At 42.3% G+C, this 26,772-nt stretch carries 28 protein-coding genes, 2 tRNA genes and 1 pseudogene; 14 read left to right on the top strand and 17 right to left on the bottom strand.

Annotated features, from left to right (window positions below; translation table 11 throughout):
* Positions 1-27: 27 nt before the first annotated feature.
* The 5 genes from CSQ79_RS11660 to CSQ79_RS11640 form a co-directional block, all read right to left on the bottom strand.
* Positions 28-501, bottom strand: coding sequence for a hypothetical protein (locus tag CSQ79_RS11660; RefSeq protein ID WP_099701329.1), 474 nt, complete (start codon positions 499-501; stop codon positions 28-30).
* The gene (locus tag CSQ79_RS11655; RefSeq protein ID WP_099701328.1) at positions 476-1,468 is read right to left on the bottom strand and encodes a hypothetical protein; all 993 of its coding nucleotides are present in this window, start codon (positions 1,466-1,468) and stop codon (positions 476-478) included. Before CSQ79_RS11655 ends, CSQ79_RS11660 begins: the two co-directional genes overlap by 26 nt.
* A gap of 235 nt (positions 1,469-1,703) precedes the next feature.
* Positions 1,704-2,318 carry a superoxide dismutase gene (locus CSQ79_RS11650; RefSeq protein ID WP_099701327.1) on the bottom strand — a complete coding sequence of 205 codons (615 nt, stop codon included), beginning with the start codon at positions 2,316-2,318 and terminating at the stop codon, positions 1,704-1,706.
* A 284-nt stretch (positions 2,319-2,602) separates the two neighbouring features.
* The gene (locus CSQ79_RS11645) at positions 2,603-4,177 is read right to left on the bottom strand and encodes a bifunctional pantoate--beta-alanine ligase/(d)CMP kinase (RefSeq protein ID WP_099701326.1); all 1,575 of its coding nucleotides are present in this window, start codon (positions 4,175-4,177) and stop codon (positions 2,603-2,605) included.
* A gap of 151 nt (positions 4,178-4,328) precedes the next feature.
* Positions 4,329-5,357 (bottom strand): septal ring lytic transglycosylase RlpA family protein, encoded by a 1,029-nt coding sequence (locus CSQ79_RS11640; RefSeq protein ID WP_099701325.1) that lies wholly within the window; start codon positions 5,355-5,357, stop codon positions 4,329-4,331.
* A 447-nt stretch (positions 5,358-5,804) separates the two neighbouring features.
* On the opposite strand from CSQ79_RS11640, the gene purM reads away from it, so the two are divergent.
* Positions 5,805-6,833, top strand: a complete 1,029-nt coding sequence (purM, locus tag CSQ79_RS11635; protein WP_099701324.1) for a phosphoribosylformylglycinamidine cyclo-ligase — start codon at positions 5,805-5,807, stop codon at positions 6,831-6,833.
* Positions 6,834-7,008: 175 nt separating this feature from the next.
* Positions 7,009-7,860 carry an HIT family protein gene (locus tag CSQ79_RS11630; protein WP_099701323.1) on the top strand — a complete coding sequence of 284 codons (852 nt, stop codon included), beginning with the start codon at positions 7,009-7,011 and terminating at the stop codon, positions 7,858-7,860.
* Between the two features lie 223 nt (positions 7,861-8,083).
* On the opposite strand, the gene CSQ79_RS11625 is transcribed toward CSQ79_RS11630, so the two are convergent.
* Positions 8,084-9,463, bottom strand: a complete 1,380-nt coding sequence (locus CSQ79_RS11625; protein WP_099701322.1) for an FAD-binding oxidoreductase — start codon at positions 9,461-9,463, stop codon at positions 8,084-8,086.
* Between the two features lie 747 nt (positions 9,464-10,210).
* On the opposite strand from CSQ79_RS11625, the gene CSQ79_RS11620 reads away from it, so the two are divergent.
* Positions 10,211-11,602 (top strand): malic enzyme-like NAD(P)-binding protein, encoded by a 1,392-nt coding sequence (locus CSQ79_RS11620; protein WP_099701321.1) that lies wholly within the window; start codon positions 10,211-10,213, stop codon positions 11,600-11,602.
* Between the two features lie 104 nt (positions 11,603-11,706).
* Here the strand turns inward: CSQ79_RS11620 and CSQ79_RS11615 are convergent, their stop codons facing one another.
* Positions 11,707-12,531: an NAD-dependent epimerase/dehydratase family protein gene (locus tag CSQ79_RS11615; protein WP_099701320.1), complete on the bottom strand. Its 825-nt coding sequence runs from the start codon at positions 12,529-12,531 to the stop codon at positions 11,707-11,709.
* A 47-nt stretch (positions 12,532-12,578) separates the two neighbouring features.
* Positions 12,579-12,737, bottom strand: a pseudogene (locus tag CSQ79_RS11610) (type II toxin-antitoxin system PrlF family antitoxin); the annotation flags it as partial.
* 379 nt (positions 12,738-13,116) lie between these two features.
* On the opposite strand from CSQ79_RS11610, the gene CSQ79_RS11605 reads away from it, so the two are divergent.
* Complete coding sequence (locus tag CSQ79_RS11605) at positions 13,117-14,004, top strand: SDH family Clp fold serine proteinase (protein WP_099701318.1); 888 nt, start codon at positions 13,117-13,119, stop codon at positions 14,002-14,004.
* Between the two features lie 31 nt (positions 14,005-14,035).
* On the opposite strand, the gene CSQ79_RS11600 is transcribed toward CSQ79_RS11605, so the two are convergent.
* Entirely contained in the window at positions 14,036-14,770 is a 735-nt protein-coding gene (locus tag CSQ79_RS11600) for a peptidoglycan-binding domain-containing protein (protein WP_099701374.1), read from the bottom strand.
* 762 nt (positions 14,771-15,532) lie between these two features.
* On the opposite strand from CSQ79_RS11600, the gene CSQ79_RS11595 reads away from it, so the two are divergent.
* Positions 15,533-15,955 carry a pentapeptide repeat-containing protein gene (locus CSQ79_RS11595; RefSeq protein ID WP_099701317.1) on the top strand — a complete coding sequence of 141 codons (423 nt, stop codon included), beginning with the start codon at positions 15,533-15,535 and terminating at the stop codon, positions 15,953-15,955.
* A gap of 30 nt (positions 15,956-15,985) precedes the next feature.
* On the opposite strand, the gene CSQ79_RS11590 is transcribed toward CSQ79_RS11595, so the two are convergent.
* Entirely contained in the window at positions 15,986-17,218 is a 1,233-nt protein-coding gene (locus tag CSQ79_RS11590; RefSeq protein WP_099701373.1) for a tetratricopeptide repeat protein, read from the bottom strand.
* A gap of 207 nt (positions 17,219-17,425) precedes the next feature.
* Between CSQ79_RS11590 and CSQ79_RS11585 the strand changes: the two genes are divergently transcribed.
* A complete protein-coding gene (locus CSQ79_RS11585) occupies positions 17,426-18,016 on the top strand; it encodes a chromophore lyase CpcT/CpeT (RefSeq protein WP_099701316.1) in 591 nt (196 codons plus the stop codon).
* Positions 18,017-18,176: 160 nt separating this feature from the next.
* Here the strand turns inward: CSQ79_RS11585 and cpdA are convergent, their stop codons facing one another.
* Positions 18,177-18,971 carry a 3',5'-cyclic-AMP phosphodiesterase gene (cpdA, locus tag CSQ79_RS11580; RefSeq protein ID WP_099701372.1) on the bottom strand — a complete coding sequence of 265 codons (795 nt, stop codon included), beginning with the start codon at positions 18,969-18,971 and terminating at the stop codon, positions 18,177-18,179.
* Between the two features lie 450 nt (positions 18,972-19,421).
* On the opposite strand from cpdA, the gene CSQ79_RS11575 reads away from it, so the two are divergent.
* Both CSQ79_RS11575 and CSQ79_RS11570 read left to right on the top strand, forming a co-directional pair.
* Positions 19,422-19,493 (top strand) — tRNA-Cys (locus CSQ79_RS11575).
* Positions 19,494-19,783: 290 nt separating this feature from the next.
* Positions 19,784-20,185, top strand: a complete 402-nt coding sequence (locus tag CSQ79_RS11570; protein ID WP_099701315.1) for a response regulator — start codon at positions 19,784-19,786, stop codon at positions 20,183-20,185.
* A 112-nt stretch (positions 20,186-20,297) separates the two neighbouring features.
* Here CSQ79_RS11570 and CSQ79_RS11565 read toward each other — a convergent pair whose 3' ends face one another.
* Positions 20,298-20,483: a hypothetical protein gene (locus CSQ79_RS11565; RefSeq protein WP_099701314.1), complete on the bottom strand. Its 186-nt coding sequence runs from the start codon at positions 20,481-20,483 to the stop codon at positions 20,298-20,300.
* Positions 20,484-20,620: 137 nt separating this feature from the next.
* A complete protein-coding gene (locus CSQ79_RS11560; RefSeq protein WP_099701313.1) occupies positions 20,621-20,803 on the bottom strand; it encodes a ribbon-helix-helix domain-containing protein in 183 nt (60 codons plus the stop codon).
* A 130-nt stretch (positions 20,804-20,933) separates the two neighbouring features.
* On the opposite strand from CSQ79_RS11560, the gene map reads away from it, so the two are divergent.
* Complete coding sequence (gene map / locus CSQ79_RS11555; RefSeq protein ID WP_099701312.1) at positions 20,934-21,749, top strand: type I methionyl aminopeptidase; 816 nt, start codon at positions 20,934-20,936, stop codon at positions 21,747-21,749.
* Between the two features lie 172 nt (positions 21,750-21,921).
* Here the strand turns inward: map and CSQ79_RS11550 are convergent, their stop codons facing one another.
* Positions 21,922-22,167 (bottom strand): DUF4926 domain-containing protein, encoded by a 246-nt coding sequence (locus CSQ79_RS11550; RefSeq protein ID WP_099701311.1) that lies wholly within the window; start codon positions 22,165-22,167, stop codon positions 21,922-21,924.
* A complete protein-coding gene (locus CSQ79_RS11545; protein ID WP_099701310.1) occupies positions 22,157-22,501 on the bottom strand; it encodes a DUF6883 domain-containing protein in 345 nt (114 codons plus the stop codon). The genes CSQ79_RS11550 and CSQ79_RS11545 overlap by 11 nt, the downstream gene beginning before the upstream one ends.
* 107 nt (positions 22,502-22,608) lie before the next feature.
* Here CSQ79_RS11545 and CSQ79_RS11540 point away from each other — a divergent pair, with 107 nt between their 5' ends.
* From CSQ79_RS11540 to CSQ79_RS11530, 3 genes are read left to right on the top strand one after another with little or no spacing between them, the layout of a single operon-like run.
* A complete protein-coding gene (locus CSQ79_RS11540; RefSeq protein ID WP_289501052.1) occupies positions 22,609-23,127 on the top strand; it encodes a GNAT family N-acetyltransferase in 519 nt (172 codons plus the stop codon).
* Positions 23,124-23,822, top strand: coding sequence for a class I SAM-dependent methyltransferase (locus CSQ79_RS11535; RefSeq protein ID WP_099701308.1), 699 nt, complete (start codon positions 23,124-23,126; stop codon positions 23,820-23,822). The genes CSQ79_RS11540 and CSQ79_RS11535 overlap by 4 nt, the downstream gene beginning before the upstream one ends.
* A 41-nt stretch (positions 23,823-23,863) precedes the next feature.
* Positions 23,864-24,457, top strand: a complete 594-nt coding sequence (locus tag CSQ79_RS11530) for a DUF2854 domain-containing protein (RefSeq protein WP_099701307.1) — start codon at positions 23,864-23,866, stop codon at positions 24,455-24,457.
* A 7-nt stretch (positions 24,458-24,464) separates the two neighbouring features.
* Here CSQ79_RS11530 and CSQ79_RS11525 read toward each other — a convergent pair whose 3' ends face one another.
* Entirely contained in the window at positions 24,465-24,722 is a 258-nt protein-coding gene (locus CSQ79_RS11525) for a CRR7 family NDH-1 assembly protein (RefSeq protein ID WP_099701306.1), read from the bottom strand.
* Positions 24,723-24,931: 209 nt separating this feature from the next.
* On the opposite strand from CSQ79_RS11525, the gene CSQ79_RS11520 reads away from it, so the two are divergent.
* The gene (locus CSQ79_RS11520; protein WP_099701305.1) at positions 24,932-25,915 is read left to right on the top strand and encodes a YegS/Rv2252/BmrU family lipid kinase; all 984 of its coding nucleotides are present in this window, start codon (positions 24,932-24,934) and stop codon (positions 25,913-25,915) included.
* Between the two features lie 219 nt (positions 25,916-26,134).
* Here the strand turns inward: CSQ79_RS11520 and CSQ79_RS11515 are convergent.
* A tRNA-Thr gene (locus CSQ79_RS11515) sits at positions 26,135-26,206 on the bottom strand.
* On the opposite strand from CSQ79_RS11515, the gene CSQ79_RS11510 reads away from it, so the two are divergent.
* Positions 26,207-26,521, top strand: a complete 315-nt coding sequence (locus CSQ79_RS11510; RefSeq protein WP_099701304.1) for a DUF3493 domain-containing protein — start codon at positions 26,207-26,209, stop codon at positions 26,519-26,521.
* The last annotated feature ends 251 nt before the right edge of the window (positions 26,522-26,772 follow it).

Here is a 26,772-nt window from a genome sequence, read left to right as displayed (position 1 = left end):
CGCCTATGTGTTGCATTAGAGATTTAACTACAGCGTTATCGGAGCAATAGGCTCGATATCAGGATCTACTCCACCAAGCTGATTAGTTCGCAACACCCACGCTGAACCACCCTGTCTAAGAAAAGCTTGAGTCACCTCATTGCTAGTCAAACGAGGTAAAATAGTGCGCCAACTGAGTAAACTACGTACTAAGTTTTGCACTGGGTTATCTTCTAGTGTGCTACCTAATACCTCAGCTTGATTTTTCCAGTCTGCTCGTGCTGTTCCCCAAGGTAAGAGCAAACGTTTCAAATCAAGACTCAACTGTTCTAGCTGCTCTAATCTGTGCAACTGTTCTGGATTTTGTTTTTTCCATTCCTCAACGTTCGGATGAGAACGAATTGCTTGAGCTATTTGCCTCAGTGCAGCATATAAAGCTTGATTAGCATCTTGGGTGCAGTTATTGGCTGGTCCTACAAAAGTACCTCCTGTCCCGTCACCGATACGATAGCGAGCCGCCATAATTTCTAGCTGATAAATGCTTGATCCAAAGGCGATCGCTAGCGACAAAGGCAATAACGCCGATCCACACTAAATCAAACGCTAGTTTGAAGATACCGCCCAAATTTCCATACCAAGCGAACCACCAGTAGCGAATCGGTGAAAGTAGGACGACCGCAGCAAAAGTTGCGCCAGTTAGAACAAGTATGTTGGGTAATTGTCTAAGGATTTTACTAAACTGAAAACGGCGTCGATCTATTGCATCAGTCTGAGCAGCAAGTGCTGCATTGCTTGGAGAATTATTTGAGGTGGGGTATTGCGATCGCGCCCTTACAGAGGTAATTTCCTCTTGCATGGAGGAGAATGTGACGGCATTTATCGTTGTGTTAACTGCTGTTAAATTAGTGGCAAAAGAACGTAGTCTTTTTTGCAAAATTGCTGGCAGCCGTTCGCGCTTAGTGACTAGCTCTACACCTGCTACCTGGCAAGCAACCCAATAACCAAACTGGGCAATAGGCTGTCCAATCGTGCGTTGCATCAGCCAAAGCGTAAACCATCCCAATGCTACAGTTCCAAATGCCTGCCAAACATTAGTATCGCTAGCCGCAGCAAAGCCGACAACCATTGCTAACAATTGCCACAGCGATAACACTGATAAGATCGGTTCTCCCAGGTACGGCATTGCCCCGAAAACGCTAAAAATAAGCGGTGCGTAGCTAAATCCTAAAGTGCGTGCTACGACACTAAAAGGAGCAAAACTGATGAGCCAGGTACTTAGAACCAGAAACAAGTAGCCGAATGCAAACAATACTATTCCAATCAGCAGGGTGAAAACAAAGCGAACTGGTGTAACGCGATTGACAAATAGAATAACGCTTTGAGCAACGACTTGAGATAAACTAGCAGCTAGAACAACAACTAATGCTACTGTTGAGCCATAAGGTAGAGTGTTGATTTGCTCAAATGCTTCCGAGTTAAGAGCAAGCACCTATCCCAATAATTCCCAAAATCGGTCGAAGGCAGTTTCGTTCATTTCAGATGGAATAAAATGCAAAGCACAACGCGCGATCTCTAACTAAGCGCTCATAACTAAAAACAGCCAGCAGCCTTGCTCTGAATTTTAGCTTAGTCAATTTATCAATTTGGGCATCGAACTAATGTAAATAATAAACAGCCACGACTCAATCGTGACTGTTTTCAGTAAAGCTAATTACATCAGTTAACTAGCGAGTTGACATCTCAAATCGCTTATTGATTTCATCCCAGTTAACGACGTTCCACCACTGCTTGAGATATTCAGCACGGCGGTTTTGGTATTTGAGATAGTAAGCGTGTTCCCAAACATCATTTCCCATAATGGGGAAGTAACCTTGAGTAATCGGGCTGTCTTGATTAGGAGTACTCATCACTTCTAACTTACCGTCAGGGCTACGAACGAGCCATACCCAACCGCTGCCAAATTGCTTGGTTCCAGCATCATTGAACCGTTGTTTGAAAGTTTCAAAATCACCAAAGGTGTCTTTAATAGCTTCTCCAACTGCACCAGTAGGCTCGCCACCAGCATTTGGTCCCATGATTTCCCAGAACATTGTGTGGTTTACATGACCGCCACCACTATTGCGTACTGCACTGCGCACGTCATCTGGAATGCTGTTGAGTTCGCGAACGAGATCTTCTAAGCTTTTACTTTGAAGTTCTGCGTGTTTTTCTATTGCAGCGTTGAGGTTATTGACATAAGTTTGATGGTGCATATCATGGTGCAACTGCATCGTTTGAGCGTCAATATATGGCTCTAACGCGTCGTAATTGTATGGTAAGGATGAAAGTTCAAATGCCATTGTGTGAAATCCTCACATAAGTGCTTGCCAACAAAGTATCTATTGTAGAAGTTTGGGCACCTATCCGTAGCATTCATTAGATTGATATTGAAAAATGACGTGACATAAAAATTAATGTTTGATTAAGTTAAAAAAAGATTAAATCGTGCCAAATTCCACTCATATGCAGTATTTCTCAGGGGTGACTTGGTAATAGAGGTTAATTAACCTATGACAGATTAAAGTAAAGCGATCGCTTGCAGCTTCACTAAATTAAGTAAACAATGTTGAAGAACTAATTCGTTTTACTGTCGCGATAATCGTTGATGGTAGTGACTAATAATTTCGGCGATCACCTCTGCAACCTTTTTACCATCAGTTTGGATCTCTATTGCATCTGCGGCTTTTTGCAGAGGAGAAACTTCACGCGTACTGTCTTTTCTATCGCGTTCGGCAATATCTTTTTCAAGTTGTGTCAAGCTGATGTTCTGTTGACCTTGTTCAAAGTCTTGTTGGCGCCGTTTGGCTCGCTCTTGTACCGAAGCAGTTAAGAATATTTTAAGATCTGCATCAGGAAAAACTTGAGTCCCAATATCACGTCCTTCAGCAACCAAACCTCCTTGTTTACCAAAGGCTTGTTGTTTTTGTACTAATGCTTTACGCACTGCAGGCTGTGCAGCGATCGCCGATACTTGAGATGTCACCTCGATCGTGCGAATTGCTTGAGTCACTTCTTGTTCGTTAATCCAAACACGCTGTGGTGATTCGGGATCAACTTCGGGCATAAGCTGAATTTGACTGCAACTTGCTAACTCAGCGATCGCACAGCGATCTTCAAAAGAGATTCCTAACTGTAGCACCAACCAAGTCAAGGCACGATACATTGCACCGCTATCGAGATACAATAGCCCCAAGTTAGCGGCAACTTGACGTGCCACTGTAGATTTACCTGCACCTGCTGGACCATCAATCGCAATGATGGGCTGACGATTTTGCAAAATCACATTATCAATTAACCGCGCTGCACCAACTTGCGCTGCGATCGCTAGCATTCCTGATTCCTCTACTTTCTCCAACGGCATCAATGTCAGCGGATGCACTAATTCAACATATTCCAGGGTAACAGCACTCGCGGTTGCAACTTCTTTTTTTACAGTTTCAATTAATAGTTCGCTAAAGTACTCACCTTTATCAAAAGCTTGCTTTGCTTGTTGTAAACTACAATACAAAACCTCAGCTTCTTGCCTTTGAGTAGGTGTTAAATATTGATTGCGAGAACTCATCGCTAGCCCAGACGCTTCGCGGACAATCGGACAACCAATAATTTCAACTGGAATATTTAAATCGTTAACTACTCGGCGCACAATAGCGAGTTGCTGACCGTCTTTTTGCCCAAAGTAGGCGCGATCGGGTTGTACAACATTCAGTAGTTTAATGACAATTGTGGCGACACCTTGAAAATGACCAAGACGCGATCGCCCACACAAAACTGAGGTCATTTCTATTGGGGGTATCACTTGAGTGATTGAGGGCTTCTCTATTCCCATTTCTTCTGGAGTAGGAACAAATAAGACATCTACTCCTACTTCCGCACACAACTGGCGATCGCGCTCAAGTGTGCGAGGGTAACTTTGATAATCTTCATTTGGTCCAAATTGCAGTGGGTTAACAAAAATGCTGACAACGACTGTCTCATTTTCTTGTCTTGCTCGCTCAATTAGACTCAAATGACCTGCGTGCAAGGCTCCCATTGTAGGAACCAAACCAACTGATTGGGATGAAGAACATCTACCCTTGAGTTCCTCTGGCGTCAGATGGTTATTTGCCAAGCGGCAATCTAGGTAACAACGTAATGCCGCAGTTGTTGTAAACAGGCGCACCAAAAACTCCCGTTTGTTTCTCTTACCCACTCGTTAGTTTATCGCTAATTCCCAGGGTGAGAGCAGAGATTGCAAGTTGGAGGTCAAAGATTGGGTTCATGAATTGTTATTCTCGTCAACTTTCTTGAACCCCTAACCTCTGACTTCTTAATTACTTACCGAGTACCTCTACCTGCACAGGTGCAGTACCTGAGTTGAGTACTCCTAAAACACGCGCTGCAGCAGCAGAAAGATCAATAATTCTCCCTCCAGTGAACGGACCGCGATCGTTAATGCGGACAATCACAGACCGACCATTTCTTTTATTCGTGACTCGCACTTTTGTACCAAAAGGCAAACTACGATGGGCAGCTGTCATGGCATTTTGATTGAACCTTTCACCACTGGCACTGCGATTGCCATGAAAGCCAGGACCATACCAAGAAGCTATGCCACTGAGGATTGCTCCTGCATTCTGCTTAGTTTGCTTTGACACGCTTGTTTGTGGTGCAACAGCGACTGGCTTTGGTACAGGTTTATCGGCAACTTCTTGCAGTGGAGGTGCGTTACCGAGTAATCTCCGCAAGCGATTTGTTGCTTGTAAGGCATCTTCACTCAAATCGTGTGTTTGATCGGGAAGTCGAGTTAGAGAATTAATCTCAACGAGTTCTTCGTTATTGAGATTTATGGCATAGCGATCGCCTTGATCTGGTGCTGCATTTGCTTTCCATTTGGCTGTAATCTTGCTAGCGTCTACGCCGTTCAAATGTAGTTGATTAATTTTTGCTGCAACTTTGGTTGCCCGCCGCACAGCACTGTCAGCTTCTGGTGTGTCAGCTTTACTCAAATCTGCTTGGTTTGCATTTGTTGCAATTTTTATCCGTGGGTTAGCGTTGGCGCTACTTACCACATCGCTATCAAGAAAAGTTAAAACGGGAATATTTTTAACGTAGATTGTTGCTGCTTGACGTTCTGCTAGTTGATGCGGCTGAATCCGAGCAACTACCGAGTTTGATTGTCTTGTTGGGGACTGATACTCACCCACTTTTACGGCATTAGTAGCCCTTGGTGTTGATATGGGAGTTGCCGATTCGTTCACCGCTGACGGTTCAATGGTTGATGTTGATTCCGCGTAGCTGGGAGGAATGCCTATAGCAGTAGCTAGTAAGGCGGCAGTAGTCCACAAAAGTTTTTTATTCATGCGCTCGCTATAAAAATTGCACTTTTGATCTGAGATTGGTCACAAGGAGATAAAAACTCCAATAACTCAAACTCGTTACGTTTTCACTTCTGTTTCACAACTGCAACAGACTACCATGAACTCTTTGGATTGGGGATCAGTGATCCAACACAAAACTCAATTTTTAAGTCAAATTAAGAAACGTGTTTTACAACACAAACCCTGTCTATCACTACGTTCCCCAACTTGGCATTTAACTTGGAAACGTTACAAAAGTTTACATTTTGTAACAATTTTGACTTATTAACATATAAGAAGCCGTAATAGTAATGGGTAAATACCCCATAAAATGATAATTTTTCATAATTTGATTGCTTAAAAATTTTCTCGCCCCTCATCCCTCACTCCTCACCCCTGTGAAGAGTAAAATACATCCGACAGCGATCGCAAAATTGTAGGTATCTTGGCATGGATTATCGTGCAGCAGGTGTGGATGTAGAGGCTGGTAGAGCCTTCGTTAACCAAATCCGCAATCTCGTGCAAAGCACCCATCGTCCCGAAGTGATAGGGGGTTTTGGTGGCTTTAGTGGCTGTTTTGCCTTGCCAGGAGGTTTTAAAGAACCAGTCTTAGTTTCTGGTACTGACGGTGTAGGTACGAAGCTAAAGTTGGCTTTTATACTTAATCATCACCACACAGTCGGAATTGATTTAGTTGCCATGTGCGTTAATGATGTTCTTACTGTGGGTGCAGAACCGTTGTTTTTTCTAGATTACGTAGCCACAGGAAAGTTAAATCAAGCACAATTAGTGCAAGTAGTTGCAGGAATTAGTCGTGGATGTCAAATCGCAGGTTGTGCATTGCTAGGAGGTGAAACCGCAGAAATGCCAGGTTTTTATCAAACTGGTGAGTACGATCTAGCAGGATTCTGTGTCGGAATTGTAGAAAAAAGCCAAATGCTCAACGGTTCTCAAGTGCAAGTGAGAGATGTGGCAATTGGTTTAGCAAGTGATGGTGTTCACAGCAATGGTTTTAGTTTAGTGCGCAAGATTGTGGATGAGTGCGGGTATACTTGGAGCGATCGCCCAGCCACTCTTGACGGTAAAACTTTAGGCGAAATTTTCTTAACTCCTACGCGAATTTACGTAAAACCTGTACTCGAAGCACTCAAAGCTGGATTAGAAATTCACGGAATGGCACATATTACTGGTGGTGGTTTACCAGAAAATCTGCCGCGTTGCTTAGGTGAGAATCAATCAATCCAAATCGATTCCAATAGCTGGGTCATTCCACCAGTCTTTCAATGGCTAGCCGCAGCAGGATCAGTAAATTCCACAGCAATGTTTAATACTTTTAATATGGGTATTGGCTTTGTTGTGCTAGTACCACCCACTCAAGTCGATCGAGCGATCGCTTGGTTTAACTCACATGATATAAAGGCAGATGCGATCGGTCAGGTGATTTCTGGTGCAGGTCAGCTTGAAGGATTACCAGTGTAAGAATAGAAATTTGATGGTATTTTTACTGAGATTGTGCGTAGTCTATAGTCAGTAATTTTGCGGTTGGTTTCAGTCGTTTCAGGAAATTACTATTAATTTGATACTTCACTAATAAGCAAAATTAAATACTAAATGTAATCTGGGGTAAGCATCCTGCCTGCCCGTCTCTAATTTCATGAAGCAACAAAACAAATTTAGCCATCTTACAGCCATAGAAAGAACTCATCTATCATTTCCTGCTAAGTTTTTATTAAACAATAATTTACTCAAAGGTAAAATTTTAGATTTTGGTTGTGGTTTTGGTAATGATGTTAAGCTATTGCGACAAAAGAGTTTTGATATTACAGGCTACGATCCTTATTATTTTCCACATTACCCTCAAAACAAATTTGATACAATCCTTTGTTTTTATGTCTTAAATGTTTTGTTTCCTGAAGAACAAGCAAACATTCTTATGGAAGTTTCCCACTTATTAAAACCAGGGGGAAAAGCTTATTATTCTGTTAGAAGAGATCTAAAAAAGGAAGGCTTTCGAGAACATTATGTTCATAAGCAACAAACATATCAATGCATTGTCAAACTTCCCTTCCAATCAGTTAATCTAGATGATTATTGTGAAATATACGAATACTCGCATTATAACGATCAAAGAAAAACAGCTAGCAATTGCTTATTTTGCAATCCACCCAGAAAGCTTAGCTTGCTTACTGAATCCGCAACAGCTTATGCTATATTCGACGGCTATCCTGCAAGCAAAGGTCATGCTTTAGTTATTCCCAAACGCCATGTCAGTAACTACTTTCAGCTACCATTTAAAGAACAAGCAGCTTGCTGGCTAATGGTAAATAAAGTGCAAGAAATACTTAGCAAAGAATTTACTCCTGACGGTTTTAATGTAGGCATCAATATTAATCGAGAAGCAGGGCAAAATATGATGCATACCAGTATTCATATCATTCCCCGCTATAAAGGAGATACAGTTAACAGTAAGGGTGGAATGCGGTATGTTGTTCCTAGTAAGCGGTGAAGAAAGTAACTTAAGTTATGCCACTTACTAAAAAAGAGGCGATCGCCAAGCTTTATTTTAGTTCTTAGGTGCTGAATAGATTTGAATTTGGTAAGTTTGACCTTAGCTTAAACAAAACATTCAAAATCGCCAGCACCATTATTACACGACAAAAGCGAGACAAAGTTGAGTAAGAAAAAGTTTGCTCAAAACTGGCTGACATCTCCTATCTCAGCTGACTCAACTACATGGGTTTAATATTGTGATTCAAGTGGAAGATATTGTCAGGATCGTACTGAGCTTTTACTTTGGCAAGTTTCTGATAGTTCTCCAGTCCAAAGCCCGCTACGACGCGGTCTCTACCCTCGTCCCCAATGAAATTGAGGTACACAGCGCCACTCGCCCACGGGTTGAAATCAGCGCGGATATCATGAACCCATTGCCTACCGCGTTCGTCATCAGCAGGGTTTTCCCAGAGGCCAAAAGGATGAACGCACCAAGGAGCCTGCCGCCACGGAATCGGATAGTCAGACAGTCCACGTGCAATCATACCACCCTGCGGAATAAGGACTTGCTGGGATGGAGAAGGCACAATCATGTCATTTGCTCGATCGCAGAAGCGATCAACAGCGTCATCTGGAAAAGCGTCTAAATACTCAGCTGACCAGTAGTTCCGGTAGCCTGGTGGGTCATCTAGCATGCACTGCAGTTCGGCATACGGCATCTCTCCAATGAATTCTCCCTCATGTCCCAGAGCAAACAGCGGCGCAGTAATTTCGCGTGCCTCAGTTTCTACTCCGGCGTAAACTATGAGTATCACAAACATTAGCCTGCCAACGAGATGCTTGGGTACAAAATCCTCAGTTGGTCCAGTCACGTACAGCGCACCACCACCAACCTCATTCGGTGCTGATGTCATAAACTCACGGTAAGCACGCAGAACGTCAGATCCTGCCTCGGAACGCCACAGTAGCAGTGCTGCTGTCACCAGTGGCAGTTCATGCAAGCGAAAGGTAAATGAGGTGACTACCCCAAAGTTACCGCCCCCACCATGCAGTGCCCAAAACAGCTCAGGGTTCTTTTCCTCGCTGGCATAGACCACACCACCTTCAGCCGTTACTAGCTCCACAGATAGGAGATTATCGCAGGCAAGACCCATTTTACGAGCAAGCCAGCCGTCACCACCTCCTAAGGTGTATCCACCAATCCCAGTAGTCGATACTCGACCTCCAGTAGTAGCGAGACCGTACGGTTGTGTAGCACGATCAAGATGGCTCATAGTAGCACCTCCAGCAACCGCAACCGTGCGGGCATCTGGATCTACAGATACACCATTCATCCGTCGTAGGTCGATCACCAGACCGTTGTCTATGAGCGCTTTGCCAGCAACACCGTGCCCGCCACAGCGGACTGCAATTTCAAGACCGAGGTTACGTCCAAACTGCACTGCATGCACAACATCATCTACAGTGGCGCATTGTGCAATCACGTTGGGACGCTTATCAATCATTGCGTTGAAGATCGTCCGAGCCTCATCGTAGGTAGGGTCATTAGGAACAACTATCTCCCCCTCAAAATTCTTACGAAGCTCATCGAGGGCGGCTTGATTGCTCTGAATATTCATGCGCATCCTCCTTTCCATTTGTCTACTGGGTACAAGTGACACACCCTGATGTCCGCTAAGTCCCAAAAGAGGATCTTGCTATTTGTCCGGCTCCAGGCTAAGTTGATCTGCGGTAATCACTTCAGCAACTACACTACAAGAACTTAATAGTCAGCTCTAACGCGTTTACTGAGCCTATAGTCGTGCAAAGAAAAATCTTATTATTTTATGCTCTTTAAACCTATTCTCTAATAAGAAATCTAATTGGGTAGCTTATATTAATATTCAACAATAAAATGTTTAGCTTCTTTATGCCAAACGCAGTGCACGCTACTCTCATGATTGCGTTTTTAATACTAGAGATTATAGTTAGCCAAACTTGTAACTTAAATGCTGGACTTTAGTCCATTTGACTGAAACAGATAAGACTACTCTAACTAATCTGTTTGAATGTTACGAAATCGATCTCACAGCCTTAAATAATCAACTAGCAGAAATGGTCTAAATTTAAACAAAAATTCAACTAAGCTCTCCGACTGAAGTCGGGGCTACACAAGCGAAGTGTACCTTCGTACACTAAAACAAGGCTTTTACCACTAAGTCCACCTCCGTGGACTTTGTTTGTTGAGCTGCGAATTCATTCGCCAAGCTTACCAAATCATTTTCCACAGAGTTGAATTAAATCATACTATTTAGATTGCTAAGATATGGCAACTTAAGGTGAACTGGGCTATACCAGTTGATTTACACAGATCGCGTACAGGGCACATGGTAAACCTAACTCCAAATTCGAGCTTTAGTTTGACGCTGCGGTTGCAAATTCCCAATCGTGTGGGTATGTTGGCGAGTGTGACACACGCGATCGCTAACTGTGGTGGTAATCTCGGTCAAATTGATTTAATTGAACAAACTCGTCACATTTCTATCCGCGATATCACTGTTGATGCGGCAAGTACCGAACACGCCGAAACAATCGTCCAAGCCGTGAAAGTCTTACCAGATATCAAGGTAATGGATGTTTACGATCGCACATTCAACTTGCATCGTGGTGGTAAAATTAGTATTACAAGCAAAATTGCTTTAAAAAGTGTGTCCGACTTGGCAATGGCATACACGCCAGGAGTAGGACGTATTTGTACTGCGATCGCCCAAGATCCTGAACAAGTTTATCAATTAACAATTAAGCAAAATACTGTAGCCATTGTTACAGACGGTAGCGCGGTTTTAGGGCTAGGAAATCTAGGTCCAGCCGCAGCTTTACCAGTGATGGAAGGTAAAGCAATGCTGTTTAAAGAATTTGCCGGACTAGATGCGTTTCCGATTTGTTTGACAAGTCAAGACACCGATACGATTGTAGAAACAGTTAAACAGATTGCGCCTGTATTTGGGGGAGTTAATTTAGAAGATATTGCCGCACCGCGTTGTTTTGAAATTGAAAGTAGACTGCGCCAAGAATTAGATATTCCCATATTTCATGATGACCAGCATGGAACCGCAATTGTCACTTTAGCGGCGTTGGTAAATTCGCTGAAGTTAATAGACAAATCAATGAATAAAATCCGCATCGTGATTAACGGTGCAGGGGCGGCGGGAGTTGCGATCGCGCGATTATTGCGTAAAGCTGGAGCAGAAACCATCTTGATGTGTGACTCTAAAGGTGTTCTTTCTCTACAACGCGCTGATCTGACTGAACAAAAGCGCGAATTTGCTGTAGAACAAAGTGGTTCATTGGCTGATGCACTCAAAGATGCAGATGTTTTCATCGGTGTCAGTGCCCCAGGTGTCGTCACACCAGAAATGGTACGTTCAATGGCACACGATCCGATTGTGTTTGCAATGGCAAATCCTATTCCTGAAATTCAACCAGAATTAGTGACAAATGATGTCGCTGTAATGGCAACAGGACGAAGTGACTACCCCAATCAAATTAATAATGTTCTCGCTTTTCCTGGTGTATTTCGTGGTGCGTTAGATTGTCGAGCAGCAACAATTACAACCACAATGTACTTAGAAGCAGCGTATGCGATCGCAGAACTTGTATCACCCGCAGAACTTCACCGCGAACATATTATTCCTTCGGTGTTTGACCGACGAGTTGCAACAGCAGTAGCTAATGCCGTACAACGCGCCGCCCGTCAAGAAGGTATTGCGCGTAGCTAAATTAATATCAGTTCCATAATAAAGAAACTGGGCGATCTTGATTTCTGAGATTGCCCAAAAGATGCTTAAAGAACAAAGCACGTTGTTAGGCTGGTGTTAGTGTCTTACGGTCGCCACTTGTAGCGCGGTATCCAATTTAAAACTTCTTTGGCACGATGAGTATTTATCAAAGCCTTGTAAGGTTGTTGATCGTATTCCTTTCCGCCGCGCCATTCAACATCAGGATGAAGTGATTGAGCCATTTCACGACTGGTGCGAGAGGCTGAAGAAATGTCGTCTGCACACAGTAACAAAGTAACATGACCGGAAAAAGAACAAGATAATGCGCACTTTGCCGCTTCTGCTGCATCACGCACATCAAGAAATGCGCCATATTCCCAAAACGGATTCCACTCGAAATCAGGATTGGCGTTCCGGTTGGAAATAATGAAATCATAAGTTGCTGCGTCAAAAACGCCAGGCGGTCTGAGACAAATAGTTGGAATGCCAGTGCTGTCCCTCCAAAACCGACACATTTCTTCACTAAGTCGTTTAGAGATTGCGTAAGGAGTTGCTGGATAGCACAAATGATTATCGTCCAGTGGCAAATAATCGGGCTTTCTTTCACCTTTGAATACGCCCAACGCATCAACGCTGCTGAAAAACACCACACGTTTGACTTTTGCTTTTGCCGCCGCTGTGAGAACATGCCATGTGCCGAGAAGATTGACAGTCATAATGTCATTCGCCGTATCTTCTGCAAAACCAAGCGATGCTGCTAAATGAACAACTGCGTCGCATCCTTGAATAGCAATTTGAAGTTGATCCGGTTTGAGAATGTCTTGGCTGTTTACGATGTCAAACCCAACGACTTTATTCCCGTCATCCTGTAAAACTTGCATGACGACTGCTCCAATCATTCCCTCGCTTCCCGTAACCAATACTTTCATGCTGTTATTTCACCCATTAATCGCTAACGGCTGATTTACAGACACACTTATTCATCCTCGTCAGATGGTGCATCTAGATCGAACTCAACTTCAGCAACCAAGGATTGAATGCGGCTTGCTAAATCAGAGCTAATCGCTTGTAAGAGCTGAGGATGCTTTTCGAGATCTCGTGTAAGAAAATTCAAAAACTGCTCTAGTATGAGTTTGCTCTTTGTCTGGTCTACCTAAAAAATTATTAAACCTCCTGCGTGAAGAGAATTGCGAATGAATTCGCACACCATAAACTACCGGTAAGGCATGCCTTACTCAAAAATCTTATTTTAGTGTACGAAGGTACACTTTACCTGGATAGCCCTGACTTCAGTCGTAGGGCGTCTGCTGAATGGTGTAGCAGATTTTATCACGCTTACTCAACCCAAGAGCTTTGCGAATGGGTTTGAAGCCCAACAAGCTCATTGTTTGTATTGCCTTATACGACGTTTCTAACTCTGTGGATAGACTTCAGTTTCTCTTCATTTGAAACTGTTCTGTTTCTAGTAAATTGAAACAAGTACAGAGGATTGTATTTCATTAGCTAATACTTCTATGAACTTTAGTTTCTTTGACTTGTTCTGGGTTTTCCTTTTTCTTTCTTCGTTGCAACCTGTATGGCAACGCCGTCAAATGGAAGCCCGTCGCATCCGCGCATTACAAGAATTTGAGCGTGGGCGTAATAGTAGAATTATCTTACTCATTCATCGGCAAGAATCGCTGAGCTTACTGGGAATTCCGATCTCGCGTTACATCAGTATTGAAGATTCAGAACAAGTACTACGAGCAATTCGTCTGACTCCACCGAATGTCCCAATCGATTTGATTTTACACACTCCTGGTGGATTAGTTTTAGCAACTGAGCAAATAGCTAGAGCGTTGATTCGGCACCCTGCCAAAGTAACTGTCTTCATTCCCCACTATGCCATGAGTGGCGGTACGATGTTAGCGCTAGCATCTGATGAAATTATCATGGATGCCAATGCGGTTTTGGGACCTGTCGATCCGCAGTTGGGTAACTTTCCAGCAGCAAGCATTATTAAGGTAGTAGAAGATAAACCAATTGGTGATATAGACGATCAAACGCTAATCATGGCAGATTTATCGCGCAAAGCGATCGCGCAAGTCCAGCGCTTTGTCCGCACATTATTAAAAGACGACATCCCAAAACAAAAAATTGCACCCGAAAACGTTGAAAAAATTATTGACGCATTAACCACTGGGCGAGTTACCCACGATTATCCTGTAACAGTCGAAGAAGCAACAGAAATGGGGCTACCCATTACAGTAGGTTTGCCCCGTTCAATTTATAACTTAATGGAATTGTATCCCCAACCACAGGGCGGACGTCCTAGCGTACAGTACATCCCTATGCCCTATGGCGATCGCCGTCCTAGTTTACCAAGTCCTCAAGGAAGACCATTACCCGATCCAGCAGAGTAAGTGTAAACCAGTGATTCAAATATAGCTTTGCTTAAAGTGTTGGGCTTGGAGATGGTGTAGCTGTTGGAGTTGGCGATGGTGAGGGCGAAATTGTCGGTATAGGTGAGGGAGATTCCGTTGGTACTGGAGATGGGGTAGCTGTTGGGGTTGGCGATGGTGTTGGTGTTGGGAATGGTGTTGGGGATTCCGTTGGTGTCGGTGTTGGAGATGGGGTAGTTGTTGGTGTTGGGGTTGGAGACGGAGATGCCGTTGGGGATGGGGTTGGGGATGGCGTAGCTGTTGGTGTTGGTTCTTCGCCGCTGAGAATCCTTCTTGCTTCTTGGTCGAGTCTGATGCGAGTTTCTAGATTGGCAGTTCCAGTTGTTTCCAAGTTAGCCTGCTCTTGGAACTGTTCGACTGCTGATTCGGTGAGTGTTGTATAGAATTGGTTTCGCGGTAGTGGAGGAACAGGATTGACAACTAAGTTTAAACTTCCATGCAGATTTCTCATCAGCTCAGCCGCTGTACTCTGTGTCTGTGGACCTGCTACACCATCAGCTTGTAAGCCATATCTTTGCTGAAAGTCTCGAATTGCATTACGAGTAGCTTCATCAGTTAAAGGTCCCTCTTCTGGAATGTCATATCCTAATCCTCGCAACGTAACTCGAAATTCTCCTGGAGTATAGTAATACCGTTGCTGAGCAACAGAAGTCATTTCGTAACTAACTAAGCCAGCTGTTACCCCGAAGGTGACAGCTGCGATCGTTGTGCTCCATCTACACCACATAGATTTAACTCCTTGGTAGCTAATTAAGCCTTGATCACAGTAAATAGGAATAGTGTAAAACAAGTAATACTTAGGGCAAGATGCTCCTTAGTGATTATTCACTATCTCTGGTTATCTTTGTGTAATTGATTTCTCTATGTCAAGTCTCTCTAGGTAATATTAGGAATCATTAATCAACTTGTTTTGAACAATAAAGTGCAAAAAAGTGCATTATTCGCATTAACTCCCTGACTTTATCCATGAAGAATGCTTGGTGCATAAATTCGCAGCTAAACAAAAGAAAGTTCACCTCCGTGAACTACGGGTAAGGCAGGCATTACTCCCTCAAAATGCTTACTCTTGAGTGGGCGCTCATTACCGCTGCACAAAGTTCTGAATTATAAATTGAAGAAGTTTTAGCTTAGTTTCAAAACTCAAAACTCTTGAAACTTCGTTTACTAGCCTCGACTTCAGTCGAAGGACATCTGTGATTTATGCATGAGGTCTATTGAGATGCTAAATAAACAGCAGGCTAACTGTACAAATAATCTTACGCCGCCTTCCTGCCATAATTGAGCTTTTGCTCGCTAATTCATACTTTTGAGAGATTGCCAAACTATAAAAAAATATACCCGTAGTAGGTAACTTAGTCCGAATAATTAAGCATGACTTCTAAAAATCTCCTTCTTCTACGTCGTCCACACGTAGGAGGGCAAAGCGTTTTATTTGAGGGATGCTATCTATAACAACAAGATTTTTAACCTGTTTTTGAGGTAGACGATAATGAAACTGGAGATTTTTGCTACTACAGCTTTACTGAGCACTGTATTCATAGCAGCTCCGGTAAGAGCAGAAAACCCAGCCCACGTACGCCAACTCATTGAAACGAGGGAGTGCATGGGATGCGATCTATCAGGTGCAAATTTAAATGGCGCTCACTTAATTGGTGCTGACTTAAGAAATGCCAACTTAGAGGGAGCAAGTCTGATTGATGCTAACTTAGAAGGCGCAGATTTAACAGGCGCGAATTTACAAGAAGCTAATCTCTTCAAAGCTTTTGCGACTGGTGCAACTATGAATGAAGTTGACTTGACGGGTGCTAATCTTCAAGATGCAAGATTGTATACAGTGGAAATGGACGGTGCAACTATAGCAGGAGCTGACTTTAGAGGAGCTAAGTTATATGGCGCTAATTTGTTCAATTAACTATTGGACACCGTACTATGGCTTTAAGTTTTATTGCGCTAATTGCTGCTGAATCTGCTGAATCTGTTGAGTAAAGTAAGGTTGTTGATATTGTAACTGTTGGGCGATCGCAAGTCCTTGTTCAAAAGCAGTAAGAGCTGCATTCTCATCGCCATTTTGTAAATGAATTTGTCCAATTTGGTCGTAAGTGTTCATCAAACCGTAAAAATTAGCAGCTTTGTTGTCTGCTTCCAAAAGAATTTGACTTGTTTGTAAAGCTTCCGCAACTTGACCTTGGCTGCGATAAAGTACAATTAATCTCCGTAAAGCATCTCCAGCACGCGCATACTGCTGCAAAGACCAAGCAGAAGCATAAGCCTCTTGATAATTTTCAAATGCTTGCTGAATTTGACCTAACGCTTGATAGTCAGATGCGATCGCTAGCCGCAAGGCTGGGACTTGAGTGAATTGAGCCTCATTGAGATACAGATCTGCAAGGCGCTGTTTAACTGTGATTGCTTGTTGATATTGTCTAGCACGGTCGTAAATATAAGCTAGCTGTTGCAAATAAGTCACTTCACTGACGCGATGGTCGCTTCGCGAACCGCCGAAGGCATCGCCGCGAGTATTGGCTAAATTACGTAACTCTTCATAACTTTTAGCAGCTTGTGAATAATCAAACCAACTAAGATGTAATTCAGCAATTGTTCTTAAAGTATTGTCTGCTGCAACAGTATTCTGCGCTTGTCGCTCTAGTGCAAGAATCTGATTATAGACTTCTATTGCTTGTTGTGGCGATCGCACTTGTCGATAAGCATAACCAAGCGATCGCAGTAATGTTAAATCTACTGTGGGTTGCGATTGTGCTTGTTGTTGAATTGCTTGGAGTCTACGGGTAATAATCTGAACTTGAGTGGTTTCATTCTCACTCCATGCGATCGCCCCGACTCTTCCCAAAGCTTGCACTTCAGCTAAAGCACCCAAAGCCCGCCTGAGTCTTAGTTCTCGGTTCCAAATTTCAAACGCACCAATACTATTTCCTGCTGCTAGTTGTGCTTGCGCTTGAACGTTGAGTTGATCCAAAGCTGCTGCTAAACTTTGACGTTCTTGAGGACTCAACGGTTGATTTAGTCTAGGTAGCAGTGGATCTGGTGTCGTTATTTCTAACGGATTTGGCGAAGCATTAGATGACGATTCCTGGCGCTGTGCTAATGCAATGGAACTACAACATAGCCATAACGCGATCGCAGTAGTAACGACAACTTTCTCTCGTTGTTGAATCATCTTGTGAAGCAAAATATCATAATCATGCATATCTCAATGGCAATAGCAAGTCACTTCATCTAAAAATTTACTCTTCTAATAATCACTAGCAACTAACTCCTTGACGAGTCACTTAGTAAAATTTCTCCACAAAAATAGGTAGCTTTGAGTTTTAAAATACTCAAAAGAGTATTACAAACAACGTTATCGTTATCCAAGACCGATCAAATGACTCATTCTACAGATATCGCTACTTTAGCGCGGTGGATGGCAGCAGATTTCAGCAATCAAGAACAAGCTTTTGAAAATCCTCCTTTTTTTGCACACATTCGCGTTTGTATGCGTCCTCTCCCTCTAGAAACCCTCTCCGGAGTAAGCTTTTATGTGGAACAAGCATACGATTATATGCTGAATAATCCTTATCGGGTGCGAGTACTGAAGTTGGTCAACGCAGGCGAGCGCATTATGATTGAGAATTATCTCGTTAAAGACGAACAACAATTTTACGGTGCATCTCGCGAACCCCAACGCCTGCAGGCGATCGCATCAGAGCATTTAGAAAAATTACTAGGCTGTAATATGCTTGTCGAATGGACAGGAAACAGCTTTAAAGGCAGTGTTGAGCCAGGAAAGGGGTGTATTGTAGTACGTAAAGATAAGAAAACTTATCTAGATAGCGAATTTGAAATTGATCAAGAACGGTTTATCAGCCTCGATCGAGGGCGAGATCCTGACACTGATGAGCACGTTTGGGGTTCTGTTGCTGGACCATTTTACTTTGTTCGTTGGAACAACTTTGCTGATGAAGTCAAAGTGTAAAATAAACGAGTGAAGAGAAATTAGTGGCGAGTGAAAGAGTGATTAGGGTTGGAAAGCGAACAAAGGTGCTGGAGGCAATTCTTTTGAGTTAGAAGAATTTTCTTAACTCATAACTTATCACTGCTAGTCTCTCTTAGTTTCTGCATTCTGAATTGTTTGCCTAATACCCAGTTGCTGCTAAATCTAAAACATATTCACTATAAGCTACGCGCTCAATTTGAGTTAGCCAACTACCATCAGGATACAGCTTAATTAGTCGAAATCCTGGATTTTCTTGTTTTATGGAAAAGTGCGGACTATTTGGCTCAAATTGAACTGAGGTTGAGGGACTCCCTAGATAATGCACGCCATTTCTCTGGCAATGAAATTCTTGGTGAATGTGACCAAACAAGACTAACTTGACTTGTGGATGGCGATCTAAAACTGCAAAAAACTCCTCTGAGTTTTCTAGTGTACTAGTATCTAGCCACTGAGAATTGACGAGAAAAGGCGGATGGTGCAGTGCAACTAAAGCAGGTTGAGTAATGCTTGCAAGTCGCCAGTCTAACCAAGCTAGTGTTGTTTGTGAAAGTTGACCATGAGCATGCCCAGGTACAGCAGAATTGATGAGAACAAAGTTCCAGCCGCCTTGAATAAATTCTTTCTCTGCAAAAATAGAGGCATGATTCAAAATCTGTTGCATTGTCGGGAAATAGTCATGATTCCCTGGAATCCAGTAGGTAGGCATCGCTAGTGGCAGCAACAAGTGTTGCAAACGCTGATACGATTCCGGTGTCCCATCTTGTGATAAGTCTCCTGTAAGCAACAACAAGTCTAAGCGATCGCGCAAATACAGTAACCTTTCGATAACTGTTTGAAACGATTGTGTTGTGTTTAGCCCCAATAGGTCTTGCTTCTCATCCTTAAATAGATGAATATCTGAAATTTGAGCAATCGATAAAGGAGATTGGTTCATTTTTGCAGACACCAGTTTTTGTCCAAAAATGCTATTCTCTAGCAGCACAATATCTCATCTTGAGTACAAGTCAAATAACAAAGCAAGTAAAAGCACAACTTTCAATACACAAAACTGTAGATTCCAGTATTTTTGAGACGCAAAGCTGGAAACGTACACAAGCACAAGCTCTGTCTTATTTAGACTTTTTCATACTATCGAGAAAAGTAACGGTAATATGCGATCCTTAACCGCATTATGTGTGATTTCAATCACGATGAGCTGGAGGCGATCCCAACCAAGACGACAAGGTAACACTAAAGCCCTATCAACTAATCTATCTGTTTCTATTAGTGCTATATTAGTTTAGTGAAAATTCTCAGGTGCGTCCAACTTAATTAAGAAAAGCAAGTAAATGCAAGTACCCTGAGTCACACAAGTTAACTTGTTGCGTTGTCAGTAGATAATCATGGCGGCATAGCCAAGTGGTAAGGCAGAGGTCTGCAAAACCTTTATCCCCCAGTTCGAATCTGGGTGCCGCCTTCTAAAAAAATGAAGCTTAGTTGTGTTCTTTTTAGAGTGCTGGTTTCGGAATACCCCTACTGTTTTGCGATCGCTGAGTAAAGCGTTCAATACCTAATTTACATGCATACACGCCAGCCAATCATTAAGTAGCTCTTTATAATAATTTACATTGATAACTTTTACTAATTAGTAACAGTGATATTTGTAATAACTCATGAAAGTGTTTCACCCAGCAGATAGAGTAAATTGACTCCTGCCATGCCATACACTGAACTCAATATTTAATAAGTCGTTATTTATTTTATTGGATGATACCTTTGTCCTGCCAGTCTGGTACCTTACGCGTTTTAGTAGCTGACGATCACGAACTAACTCGTTTTAGTCTCAAATTAGCGTTAGCTAATCAAGAGAATATAGAGTTAGTAGGTTTAGCTAGCAATGGTTTAGAAGCAGTAGAAATGGTACAACGCCATCATCCCGATGTGATCATTCTTGACTTGCAAATGCCAGTTATGGATGGATTGAGTGCTTCTAACCAAATTAAAGATATTGCTCCAGGGACGCAAATTATCGCCTACTCATCCCTAGAGGAACCAAAGTTGCGAGAAAATAATCAACTCAACAACATGGATGCCTTTTGTCGTAAAGACACATCTACTCCAGACTTAATTGCCTTAGTGCGAGAGTTAGGAAGCCGTAGTATTACATAAGTTGAGTTAACAACGAGCAGTGAGAAAGAATAACACGAATTAGTTCAGCGCCAAAAGATTACAGTGCATAAAACTGTCTTGGCGCTTTTTAGTATCAAAAACTGAATTTCAGTTAAAAAGATTGTGCCTCATTCGGAAAAGTCCGGCGATATTCATCAATCAAGTCATCCATTTCTTCCAAGGCTTGATTAACATCTGTTCTTAAAATCCCTAAATTGGGTTGTTCTAACAACAGTAAGAGAGTTTCTCGTTTACTAATGACCTGAGCTACTCGTTCGCGTAGTGTTTCGGGGTTCATGTTGCTATGTGTAATTTTTGACTCTGCCTATATTGTAGTCAAGAAGAATAGAAACCATAGTTAGAGTTGAAGATGAGCGATCGCTTCATTGCCTACAACATAAAATTTGTAAATTAGCGTATTTAGCGTAGCTAACTTTAGTTGATTGCGTTCTTGGCTGGTGATGATTTTTGTCGTCTTTCCTGAAGTTTATTTTCGATCAGTTTAGCTAGAAGCCAAGAAACGGAGCGTTCTTCCTCTTGTGCCCATGCTTCTAACTCTACTTTCAATTCAGGTGAAATGTATGTTGTTACACCAGACAATAAAGTTTTGCCACCCATTCCAACACTAAATTCATTTGTTATGTAAGTTTTTATTATACCACCATACAGTAGATTTTCTTAACTTACCTTTGGCTAATTCATGCTACCGTAGCATACAATAGCATGAGTAAAGTTTAACGCATCCACTATGAATATTTTGAAGAACCTCTTTATTCAGCCTGTTGCTCAACGCAAAAGTCATGGTATTAGCGTTAAGTCCCAGCGAGAAATTGAAATTATGCGTCGCGCTGGTTCGATTGTAGCCACTGTGCTACAAGAAATTTCCCAAATCGTGAAACCTGGAATGACAACCGCTGACTTAGATGCTTATGCAGAGAAGCGCATCCAGGAAATGGGCGCAACATCAAGTTTTAAAGGATATCATGGTTTTCCTGGCTCCATTTGCGCTTCTATCAATCACGAGGCTGTGCATGGTATTCCTAGCGATCAGCGTGTGATTCGAGCAGGAGATGTTTTGAAGGTTGATACCGCAGCTTGCTATCAGAAATTTCATGGTGATTCTTGTATCACCATTGCCATAGGTAAGGTGTCTCCACAAGCAAAAAAGTTAATTCAGGTTGCACAGGAAGCACTTTACAAAGGAATTGAGCAAGTAAAGGCTGGGAATTATTTAATCGATATTGCGGGTGCTGTTCAAGACTGTGTAGAAAGACAGGGTTTCAGTATTCTTGAGAACTACACTGGACACGGCATTGGTCGTCATATGCACGAAGAACCTTCAGTGTTCAACTTTCGTACTCGTGAAATGCCAAATGTGAAACTCCGAGCAGGAATGACGTTGACAATTGAACCCATTGTTACTGCTGGTTCTAATCACACCCGTACTTTATCAGATCGTTGGACTGTAGTCACAATAGATAAGTCTCTAGCTGCTCAATTTGAGCATACAGTGCTTGTGACTGAAAACGGATATGAAATTTTGACTGACCGCACTAAGATTTAGTATTTTGCACAACTAGGTAATACTAAAACTATTCCAATGACTGAAATGCAGCTGTCGAACTTGCTGTTAGGTAGCTAGAGTCGTCTGTGGGGCTTCATTTCATGGTCAAGTCATTGGGGGTGTTGAGACAGTGATAAGTTGCCTTACACAACATCTAACTTGACTGATAATGTTAAACTGCCGCATCCAACACTCGGATATGCAACACTTCATTTCTCATCAACGGCTCAATTTGTGACTCAGATACCACGAAAACTGCCACTGTCTCTCCTACTGCATTAAATACCTCTAAGCTATAGCCATCCTCTCCATTCGTTACAGGGTGATGCTCTACAATCATTGCTACATCTCCTCGGCGCAGTTTATGGTTTGGAAAATCGTCCCGCAGTGCCACTCGCGTGAACAACTCAAATGCCATTATTTAACCCTTTGTCTGGATACAGCGTAATAAACTTTGTTTGTTGCGTTTCGTGCTCCATCATCCAAATCGTGACTGCTGCCAGATGAATCCCATTCACTCCGCTTAAAATGCCTCGAATTTCATAAACGTCACCAAATCGGTTTGGTTCACAACTGGGTACCGCCTCAAGCGGTAAAATTTGATTTCTCAGGCCTGCTTCCAACTGTTGCCAATTTTCTTGACTATAACCCGCTTGTGCCAAAAACTTTGACTTATCATCTACCTCACGCCAGACCAACAAATATTTTGTTAACTTAACAGAGGAGATCTTAGCATTACGAGAAAGTCTCATCTTCTTACTCGCTCCACCTAAGTGTGTTAGCTGAGCATTTTGTAAACCATAGTTATGAAGTGCTGTAATTGCAAGGTGTAATAGTAATTCGTAGTTCGTAATTCATAATGGCAAATTCTGCTGAGCAAACAGTTCTACAGCTTGACGGTTTTGCGATGCGATCGCTGCAACTTTCTGACTTAGATGCGCTTGCTGCAATTTGGGCTGATCCGGAAGTGACTCGCTTCCTTCCCAGTCGAGGTGTGCCAATTTCTAGAGAAAATGCCGAAAAATCGCTACAATCTTTCATCAAACATTGGCAAGAACGCGGGTATGGAGTTTGGGCAATTGTAGAGAACTCATCTCAAATGATTGGCTATTGTGGTCTGCGGTATTTAGATGAAATTAATGAAACTGAGGTACTCTACGGACTTGCTAAAGCGTATTGGGGGCGAGGAATTGCAACGCAAGCAGCTCAAGCAGCAGTTTCATATGGATTTAATGTAGCTCATCTAGATAAACTCATTGCTATGGCATTACCCGATAATTTGGCATCAAGAAGGGTGATCCAAAAAGCTGGCTTGCAGTACGAAAAGCAAATTCATATTTTTAATTTAGATGTTCTTTACTATTGTGCAAAACGATGACTTTTGCTTGGTATTATGATGAGTTTAAAATGGCTGGGGTTGACTTTGAGGATGCAGCACAAGTTGAATACGATCGCAATCAAATATCTAGTTCACCAGAAAAAGAGCAAGCTTTAGTCACTCAGTTAGGAATTACAGCAAAACATACTGTGATTGATGTGGGAGCAGGTACAGGGAATTTTGCTATTCAAGCTGCCCTGACTGGGGCATTTGTCCACGCTGTCGATATCTCACAAGCGATGCTCACTTACGCTCAACGCAAAGCAGAAATAGCAGGCGCGACCAATATCAAGTTTCATCAAGCAGGATTCTTGAGTTACGAACATCAAGACAAGTTAGCAGACTTTGTTGTCACCAAAAATGCACTTCATATCTTGCCTGATTTCTGGAAAATGACGGCTTTTCTGAGAATAGCTGCCATGCTGAAGTTGAAAGGTATCTTCTACTTGCGAGATGCAATTTTCTCATTTCCACCCGCAGACTATGAAGCATCAATTAATCAATGGATTAGACAAGTCGCCAAGCCTGAAGGTGAAGGATGGACAATTAGAGATTTTGAAATGCATGTGCGTGAAGAACACAGCACATATGGATGGATTATTGAAGGGATGCTAACAAGAGCAGGATTTGAAATTGTGGAAGCAAATTACAATACACCGACCTATGCTGAGTACCTATGCATCAAAACCAGATGATAATAAAAGCTTGGAGTTATTGCGATTAGCGGCTGAATATTATGTTACGTCAAACATCTTTGGGAACACTAGGGTTAGTTCTTGGTGGAATATTAACTGTAGTTGGGTTTGCTGCCTACTTCAATGGCAACCCCACACTAAACTTAGTGGGCTTTTTTTACGGCATACCTTTATTACTGGGAGGGTTAGCGCTGAAAGCAGCGGAACTTGTACCAGTCCCATTCAGCCAACCAACAACACCAGAGTTACTGACACTTCGCCAAACACAAGCAACAGCAACACAAAATCAAATTCGTCAAGATGTCACTCGCTATCGTTACGGTCAAGAAGCACATTTAGATACAACACTTTCGTTTCTACGCTTGAGTCCCACAGATGAAGAAAGACCAATTATCACAGGTTTACGCGAAACCGAAATCCAAGGCGCTTATGCTTTGATTCTAGAATTTGACTCTCCATTTATTTCTTTGCAAGTTTGGCGAGATAAACAGCAAAAAATGGAAAGCTTTTTTGGTCCTGGAATTCGTGTAGAGATTGTCCAACCAGAAGCTGAAAAAATAGAGCTAGCTTTAATTGCCACTGGGCAAGTAAGTAGTCCAACTTTGAAAGAAGATTCAGAAGTAAAAGCTAGTTAACTGCCTTTTACTTCTCTAGGCGGACAGCATACCACTGTAAATATTTTCCAGGACCAACATCAAATTCACAGCTGGTATCCATTAAGTATTGAGCTTGTGCTTGAATCGATGTGAATCGCTGTAACTCTCGTGGTAAATCTTCCTGATGTTGGTTGAGAACTTCTTGCAGCTTGGCAAATAGTTCTGCTGTCGTTAAAAACTGTTCGGGTTGATCGGGTTCCAGCACCACAAAAGTGTCTTGCTGGTACATCATCGGGTCTGGCATCTCAAGATTTTTGTAACTTTAGGTAGTGTCAGTTTTGCAATAGCAAGTGTTATGTTCTTGCTAAGATATAAAGCTTAAGCTTTCTAAATTGTAGACTGTCTTTGAGTTTGGTAATGTTGTTGCGCTTTGGAAAAAATGGCGATCGCTGTCTCTTCAGACAATGTGACGCTCTAGAAAGTCTAACTATCGTGATTGAAAACTAGATTGGTATGAGCCGAACTGATGCTTGTTTGATCTTTAATCCTGTTGCCGGTCAAAGCAACCCTGAGCAAGATTTAGCCCAGATTCGTGGAATTTTAGAACCAGAGATTAATCTTGATATTCGGTTTACCACCGAGGATAAGGGAGCTGATGAGATAGCGCAAGAGGCGATCGCACAAGGCGCAACAAAAATTATTGCTTCTGGTGGCGATGGTACACTATCTACAGCGGCTGCGGCATTAGTAGGTAAAGACGTTCCACTTGGTATTATTTCTCGCGGTACAGCAAATGCCTTTGCTGCTGCTTTGGAGCTACCCGACACAATCGAAGCAGCTTGTCAAACAATTTTAGGTGGTGCAACGCGTGTTGTCGATGCAGCGCGGTGCAACAATCTACCTATGGTTTTGTTAGCAGGAATTGGTTTTGAAGCTGAAACTGTCAAGCGTGCAGATCGTGAAGCCAAAAACCGCTTTGGCATTATGGCTTATGTTATGGCAGGATTACAAGAATTGCGCGAGATGGAAAGTTTTGAAGCCGAGATTGAAACCGAAGATAAGATTATTACCGTAACTGCGGCTGCAGTGACTGTTGCTAATGCAGCTCCTCCAACTTCAATTTTGGCACAAGGACCTGCAGGAGTCGTGTTTGACGATGGGTTGCTTGATGTGACCATTATCGCTCCTGTGTCGCGTGCAGGCGCGATCGCTGCTTCTTACCACTTACTGCAAACTGCTTTAAATGAAAACGCTGCACAACGCGAGGACATTGGTTATCTCCGAGCTAAACGAGTTATTGTGCGCACTAATCCCCCACAAAGAGTTGTGTTAGACGGCGAACTTGTTGGTGAGACTCCAATTGATGTTGAGTGTGTGCCAGGAGGATTAACAATTTTTGTTCCTCAAGAAGCTGCCCCACTCTCTCCTATAGAAAAACTTGAGGGGCTACCTGGCTTAAAGGTTGAATCTAAACCAACACCTAGTTTTGAAGAATAACTTCAAGTTACTTTAGCCAATGGCGAGATTTGAACTCGCGATCGCTCAATTACTACTCTACATTTCGTGAAACTGAATATGTATCATAGTCATTTCATAGTCAAAAAAATCTTTATGAATTCATATTGAGTATTAATACTTACAAAGTATTTGCAGCGATGAAACCTCTAAGCATTGCTGTATCAAGAAATTATGCAGTTAATGGTTATGATTGACAAGAGCCGATGGCGAGATTTGAACTCGCGACCGATCGATTACGAATCGATTGCTCTACCACTGAGCTACATCGGCATGGCAGCATATTATTTTACCAGTATTTTAGTTCTCATGGCAAAACCAAATTCAAAAAACCGCAACAGTAAACGTTTTACTCCTGAACAATATGCCCGTTTAAAAGCGGAAGCTGCTGCTCCTTATCGGGGTTTACGTAAATTTGTTTATTTTAGCTTTGGTGCTTCTGGATTGATTGGAGCATTAATTTTTCTCACTCAACTAGCGGCTGGACGTGATGTTGAGACGGCTTTACCTAATTTTGCACTCCAAGTTGGAGTTGTTGCATTGATGATATTCCTGTTTAGATGGGATCGTGATTCTCGCAAAAGCTGATACACGTATAATTGTTAATAGCAATGAGACAACCCAAGCTTTAACGAAACTTCAAATATATTTAATGAAAAACATACACTGGTATAAAAAATAAAAAAATTATTAGGAAACGCAAGATATTCATAGAAGTTCTGACATCATATATATAGGTTCAAACGGGGTCAGCTAATTTAAAGACCCTGAATATAAAAGCAAATAAATAAGTAGGGTCACTTACTATATAAAGACCCTAAATCTCTTAAAAACCAATC

Origin of the sequence: Gloeocapsopsis sp. IPPAS B-1203 (assembly GCF_002749975.1) — a bacterium.
Classification (GTDB): Bacteria; Cyanobacteriota; Cyanobacteriia; order Cyanobacteriales; family Chroococcidiopsidaceae; genus Gloeocapsopsis.
Note: the sequence above shows the minus strand (reverse complement) of the source record. Positions and strands in the feature narration are given on the sequence as shown.

Coding starts and splice junctions, on each gene's coding strand:
- CSQ79_RS11510 (WP_099701304.1), top strand. CDS start 26,207: ATGGCAGCATATTATTTTACCAGTATTTTAGTTCTCATGGCAAAACCA.
- CSQ79_RS11590 (WP_099701373.1), bottom strand. CDS start 17,218: ATGATTCAACAACGAGAGAAAGTTGTCGTTACTACTGCGATCGCGTTA.
- CSQ79_RS11570 (WP_099701315.1), top strand. CDS start 19,784: ATGATACCTTTGTCCTGCCAGTCTGGTACCTTACGCGTTTTAGTAGCT.
- map (WP_099701312.1), top strand. CDS start 20,934: ATGAATATTTTGAAGAACCTCTTTATTCAGCCTGTTGCTCAACGCAAA.
- CSQ79_RS11600 (WP_099701374.1), bottom strand. CDS start 14,770: ATGTGGTGTAGATGGAGCACAACGATCGCAGCTGTCACCTTCGGGGTA.
- CSQ79_RS11560 (WP_099701313.1), bottom strand. CDS start 20,803: ATGGGTGGCAAAACTTTATTGTCTGGTGTAACAACATACATTTCACCT.
- CSQ79_RS11630 (WP_099701323.1), top strand. CDS start 7,009: ATGAAGCAACAAAACAAATTTAGCCATCTTACAGCCATAGAAAGAACT.
- CSQ79_RS11620 (WP_099701321.1), top strand. CDS start 10,211: ATGGTAAACCTAACTCCAAATTCGAGCTTTAGTTTGACGCTGCGGTTG.
- CSQ79_RS11640 (WP_099701325.1), bottom strand. CDS start 5,357: ATGAATAAAAAACTTTTGTGGACTACTGCCGCCTTACTAGCTACTGCT.
- CSQ79_RS11585 (WP_099701316.1), top strand. CDS start 17,426: ATGACTCATTCTACAGATATCGCTACTTTAGCGCGGTGGATGGCAGCA.
- CSQ79_RS11615 (WP_099701320.1), bottom strand. CDS start 12,531: ATGAAAGTATTGGTTACGGGAAGCGAGGGAATGATTGGAGCAGTCGTC.
- CSQ79_RS11605 (WP_099701318.1), top strand. CDS start 13,117: ATGAACTTTAGTTTCTTTGACTTGTTCTGGGTTTTCCTTTTTCTTTCT.
- CSQ79_RS11535 (WP_099701308.1), top strand. CDS start 23,124: ATGACTTTTGCTTGGTATTATGATGAGTTTAAAATGGCTGGGGTTGAC.
- cpdA (WP_099701372.1), bottom strand. CDS start 18,971: ATGAACCAATCTCCTTTATCGATTGCTCAAATTTCAGATATTCATCTA.
- CSQ79_RS11660 (WP_099701329.1), bottom strand. CDS start 501: ATGGCGGCTCGCTATCGTATCGGTGACGGGACAGGAGGTACTTTTGTA.
- CSQ79_RS11530 (WP_099701307.1), top strand. CDS start 23,864: ATGTTACGTCAAACATCTTTGGGAACACTAGGGTTAGTTCTTGGTGGA.
- purM (WP_099701324.1), top strand. CDS start 5,805: ATGGATTATCGTGCAGCAGGTGTGGATGTAGAGGCTGGTAGAGCCTTC.
- CSQ79_RS11595 (WP_099701317.1), top strand. CDS start 15,533: ATGAAACTGGAGATTTTTGCTACTACAGCTTTACTGAGCACTGTATTC.
- CSQ79_RS11520 (WP_099701305.1), top strand. CDS start 24,932: ATGAGCCGAACTGATGCTTGTTTGATCTTTAATCCTGTTGCCGGTCAA.
- CSQ79_RS11565 (WP_099701314.1), bottom strand. CDS start 20,483: ATGAACCCCGAAACACTACGCGAACGAGTAGCTCAGGTCATTAGTAAA.
- CSQ79_RS11550 (WP_099701311.1), bottom strand. CDS start 22,167: ATGGCATTTGAGTTGTTCACGCGAGTGGCACTGCGGGACGATTTTCCA.
- CSQ79_RS11650 (WP_099701327.1), bottom strand. CDS start 2,318: ATGGCATTTGAACTTTCATCCTTACCATACAATTACGACGCGTTAGAG.
- CSQ79_RS11625 (WP_099701322.1), bottom strand. CDS start 9,463: ATGAATATTCAGAGCAATCAAGCCGCCCTCGATGAGCTTCGTAAGAAT.
- CSQ79_RS11525 (WP_099701306.1), bottom strand. CDS start 24,722: ATGCCAGACCCGATGATGTACCAGCAAGACACTTTTGTGGTGCTGGAA.
- CSQ79_RS11540 (WP_289501052.1), top strand. CDS start 22,609: ATGGCAAATTCTGCTGAGCAAACAGTTCTACAGCTTGACGGTTTTGCG.
- CSQ79_RS11545 (WP_099701310.1), bottom strand. CDS start 22,501: ATGAGACTTTCTCGTAATGCTAAGATCTCCTCTGTTAAGTTAACAAAA.